At 71.9% G+C, this 4,003-nt stretch carries 5 protein-coding genes; 4 read left to right on the forward strand and 1 reads right to left on the reverse strand.

Features of this window, described 5'->3' with window-relative positions; translation table 11 throughout:
• A partial coding sequence (locus tag AC3XYG_RS19700; protein ID WP_489141560.1) for a DNA glycosylase AlkZ-like family protein occupies positions 1-596 on the reverse strand: 596 nt, incomplete at its 3' end.
• A gap of 152 nt (positions 597-748) precedes the next feature.
• On the opposite strand from AC3XYG_RS19700, the gene AC3XYG_RS19705 reads away from it, so the two are divergent.
• From AC3XYG_RS19705 to AC3XYG_RS19720, 4 genes are all read left to right on the forward strand, one after another.
• A complete protein-coding gene (locus AC3XYG_RS19705) occupies positions 749-1,729 on the forward strand; it encodes a S1C family serine protease (RefSeq protein ID WP_489141561.1) in 981 nt (326 codons plus the stop codon).
• 107 nt (positions 1,730-1,836) lie between these two features.
• Entirely contained in the window at positions 1,837-2,658 is an 822-nt protein-coding gene (locus tag AC3XYG_RS19710) for an enoyl-CoA hydratase-related protein (protein WP_489141562.1), read from the forward strand.
• Positions 2,659-2,683: 25 nt separating this feature from the next.
• A complete protein-coding gene (locus AC3XYG_RS19715) occupies positions 2,684-3,487 on the forward strand; it encodes an AraC family transcriptional regulator (RefSeq protein WP_489141563.1) in 804 nt (267 codons plus the stop codon).
• Positions 3,488-3,558: 71 nt separating this feature from the next.
• Positions 3,559-3,912, forward strand: coding sequence for a VOC family protein (locus AC3XYG_RS19720; protein WP_489141564.1), 354 nt, complete (start codon positions 3,559-3,561; stop codon positions 3,910-3,912).
• The last annotated feature ends 91 nt before the right edge of the window (positions 3,913-4,003 follow it).

Below are 4,003 nucleotides of genomic sequence, written 5' to 3' on the forward strand. Positions count from 1 at the left end.
GGGGTGCAGACCGGCAGGCCGCCGATGCCCCACAGCCCGCGCGGCGGCAGCTGGACCAGCGGCACCAGGTTGCGGATGGCCGAGGACAGGGACTTGGCGTCGCGGTCGGGCCATTGCGCCTGCAGCAGTTTGCCGAGCTCGTCCAGGGTGCGTGGCTGCAGGAACAGCAGCCGGCGGCCGGCCGCGATCAGCGCCTCCAGGTCGACTCCCGCCAGCTGTTTGCCATAGGGCGAGCCGGTCATCAGCGCCCGTTCCTGCACCGATTGCAGCACCGGGTACAGCGCCTGGCAGTCGCGGGCGGTGACCAGGTGGATGGTGGACCGCATCAGGGCGATGCGCACCGCCTTGCGGTCGCGGATCAGGATCGCGAGATCCTCCAGCTCGAACCGCTCCAGCCGCGTCCACAGCCCGACATAGCCGGCGGTCGGGGATTGCGACTGCAGGCCGACCAGCCGCTCGATCACCTCGGCCGCGGTCAGCGACCAGCGCTGCAGCAGCCCCTGCCGGGCCAGCAGCGCCCGGTTGCGGCGGCGGCGGTCGAACACCCCGCCCGGCCCATTGCCTGCCGGTACGGCCGCCGACTTGCCCTTCGCCATCGATCCCCCCATCTGTTCGCAGGGCCAAACTGTCCCGGATCGGCGACGCGAAACAAGCCCTGCCGGCCCCGAATCGTCTCGGGGCTTGCATCCGGGCCTGCATGGCGTCGACAATCATTCGGAAACACCCGCCCGATACCATGGAGGCCTGGATGGCCGACGGACCGGACGACTGGGAAGTGCCCGTCCGGGCGCAACCCCAACCCGACGATTATGTGTTCGATCTCGACCAGGCGCTGGACGCCGTGGTCGGCCTGACCGCCCGCATTCCCGCCGACGCCTATACCGCCGGCACGCTAGGCACCGAACGGTCCGGCAACGGCGTGGTGATCCGTGACGACGGGATCGTGCTGACCATCGGCTATCTCATCACCGAGGCCGAGGAGATCTGGCTGACCACCAATCGCGGCCGGGTCGTGCCCGGGCACGTGCTGGGATACGATCAGGTCACCGGCCTCGGCCTGGTCCAGGCGCTGGGGCCGCTCGGCGTGCCGGCGCTACGCCCCGGCTACGATCGCGCCGCGCCGGCCGGCACCGAGGTCGTGATCGCTGGCGCCGGCGGCCGTGCCCGGTCGCTGGCCGGGCAGATCGTCGCGCGCCAGGAATTCGCCGGCTATTGGGAATACGTGCTGGACGACGCCCTGTTCACCGCCCCGGCCCACCCGCATTGGGGCGGCACGGCGGTGATCGGCCCGGCCGGCGACCTGATCGGCATCGGTTCGCTGCAGATCCAGCACCAGGCCGACGGCGGCCGGGTGCTGCCGCTGAACATGGTGGTGCCGATCGAGCTGCTGCAGCCGATCTTCGACGATCTGATGACGCTGGGCCGCCCCGACCAGCCGCCCCGCCCCTGGCTCGGCCTGTTCGCGACCGAGGATGAAGGCCGCGTCGTCGTGGTCGGCTTCGCCGGCAACGGCCCGGCCCAGCGTGCCGGCCTGCGCGAAGGCGACGCCATGCTGGCGGTCGACGGCGTCGCGGTCCACGACCTCGCCGGCTTCTTCCGCGCGGTCTGGGCCCTGGGCGAGGCCGGGGTCGAGGTGCCGCTGACGCTGGACCGCGAGGGCGATGTGTTCGACGTCACCATTCGCTCCGGCGACCGCAGCCGCGCGCTGAAAGCCAAGAAGCTGCACTGACGGGCGTCGCGGACGGGTGAGCAGCGTTCATCGCCGCTGCAGGAATCCGCGTTTGCCGGGAATGGTTGCGGGGCCGAAGGATCGGGCCTCCGCAACCGGAGACCCCGATGCCGCCAGATATCTCGTCCGACCTCGCCCTGCTCGCGGTGCGGGGGCCGATCGCCACCATCACTCTCAACCGGCCTGGTGTGCTGAACGCCCTGGATGCCGCGCTGATCGACCGGCTACAGCAGCACCTGGATACGGTCGAGGCCGACGACACGATCCGGGTGGTGATCCTGACCGGCGCGGGGCGGGCCTTCAGCGCCGGCGCCGATATCCGCGAAATGCACGCCACCCTCGGCGGCGGCACCGAGCGGGTGATGCGCGAGGTGGTGCGCCGCGGCCAGGGGCTGACCCGGCGGATCGAGGCTTTTGCCAAGCCGGTAATCGCCGCGGTCAACGGCCTGGCCTTCGGCGGCGGCTGCGAGATCGTCGAGGCCTGCCCGCTGGCCATTGCCGCCGACGGCGCGCGCTTCGCCAAGCCGGAGATCCGGCTGGGCTTCGCCCCGCCCTTCGGCGGGTCACAGCGCCTGCCGCGAGCGATCGGGCGCAAGCGGGCGCTGCGGCTGATCCTGACCGGCGACGCCATCGATGCGCTGGAAGCCGCGCGGATCGGCCTGATCAACGAGGTGGTGCCGGCAGCGGCGCTGGCGGCCGCCGCCGCCGACCTGGCCGAACGCATCCTGGCGCACACGCCGCGCGCCGTCGCCGCCTGCCTGGCCAGCGTCACCCGCGGCCTCAACCTGACGATCGATGAAGGGCTGGCGGTCGAGGCGGGATATTTCGAGCGGCAACTCAGCAACGGCGAGGTCGCCGCCGGCACCAGCGCCTTCCTGGACCGGCCGCGCCGGCCCCTGGCGCCGCCGCCCGAAATCGCGAGAGAATAGGGCCGGGCTGATCCGGGAGGAGTGCGTGCGGCAGGGTGATGGCGGGCCGGTCCTCGCCAAGCGGGCCGGACGATATCGCGAGGCGGCGCCGGTTCCGGCGCTGGCGGACCATGTCCTTTGCCGCTGGACCCATACGGCGCAGTCGGACCCGGCCGCGCCCGTGGTGGTCGTGCCGGATGGCTGCGTCGACCTGATCTGGTCCGGGGACAGGCTGGTGGTGGCGGGGCCTGACGTCACGGCGGCGACGCCGCTGTTGCGGCCCGGCGCCACGATGATCGGCCTGCGTTTCCGGCCCGGTGCCGCCCTGCGTTGGCTCGGCCTGCCGATGTCGGAGATCGTCGGCCGGCAGGTCGATCTGCAGGATCTGCGGCGACCCTGGGCACGCGACCTTGCCGCCCGGATTGGCGAGATAGACACGGTGGCGGGGCGGATGGCGCGGCTGGAGGCTGGCTTGGCCCAGGCGGCGCCCGATATCGACCGTCCGGCCGCGGATATGGATCTGGTCTTCCGGCTGCTCGGGCGCGGGGCAGCAGAACCCGATGCCAGCCTGGCCGCCGTGCTCGGCCGGCTCGACATCGGCGAACGCAGCCTGCGCCGGCGCTGCCATGCGGCCTTCGGCTATGGCCCGAAGACGCTCGATCGCATCCTGCGCTTCCAGCGCTTTCTCGGCCTGGCCGAAGGCGGGGAGGAGGCGGGGCTGGCCACCCTGGCCGCGGTGTCCGGCTACGCCGACCAGGCGCATCTGACGCGCGAGGTCCGGCGCCTGTCCGGACTGACCCCGGCCGTGATCCTGGGCCAGCTCGCCGGCGGCCGAGTCATCGCCGCCTGACTGGCCGTTCCATTCAAGACGACCCGAAGCAGTCGTGCCAGTGTTGCCGCATCCCGACCAGAGGAACCGCCATGGCCAGCCCCGGCAACGACCGCCGCAACGACTACATCGAATTCATCGTCGCCGACATCGCCCGGTCGCGCGACTTCTACGGCAGCGCCTTCGGCTGGCGCTTCACCGATTACGGCCCCGATTATTGCGAGTTCGGCGACGGCCGCCTGACCGGCGGTTTCGCCCACGGCACCCCGGCCGCGCCGGGCGGCCCGCTGGTCATCCTCTATGCCGACGATCTCGGTGATCTCCAGCAGCGGCTGGAACAGGCCGGCGCCCGCATCGTCCGGCCGGCCTACGCCTTCCCCGGCGGCCGGCGCTTCCATTTCCAGGATCCGGACGGCTACGAGCTCGCGGTCTGGTCCGACCGGTAGGACTCTAGGCGCTGATCATCTTGTTGCCGTCCAGGCTCTGCCGCAGCCGGCGGGCGGCGATGCGGCCGAGCGTGACCGGGCCGATGCCGCC

The organism is Inquilinus sp. (assembly GCF_057815775.1).

Coding starts and splice junctions, on each gene's coding strand:
- AC3XYG_RS19705 (WP_489141561.1), top strand. CDS start 749: ATGGCCGACGGACCGGACGACTGGGAAGTGCCCGTCCGGGCGCAACCC.
- AC3XYG_RS19710 (WP_489141562.1), top strand. CDS start 1,837: ATGCCGCCAGATATCTCGTCCGACCTCGCCCTGCTCGCGGTGCGGGGG.
- AC3XYG_RS19720 (WP_489141564.1), top strand. CDS start 3,559: ATGGCCAGCCCCGGCAACGACCGCCGCAACGACTACATCGAATTCATC.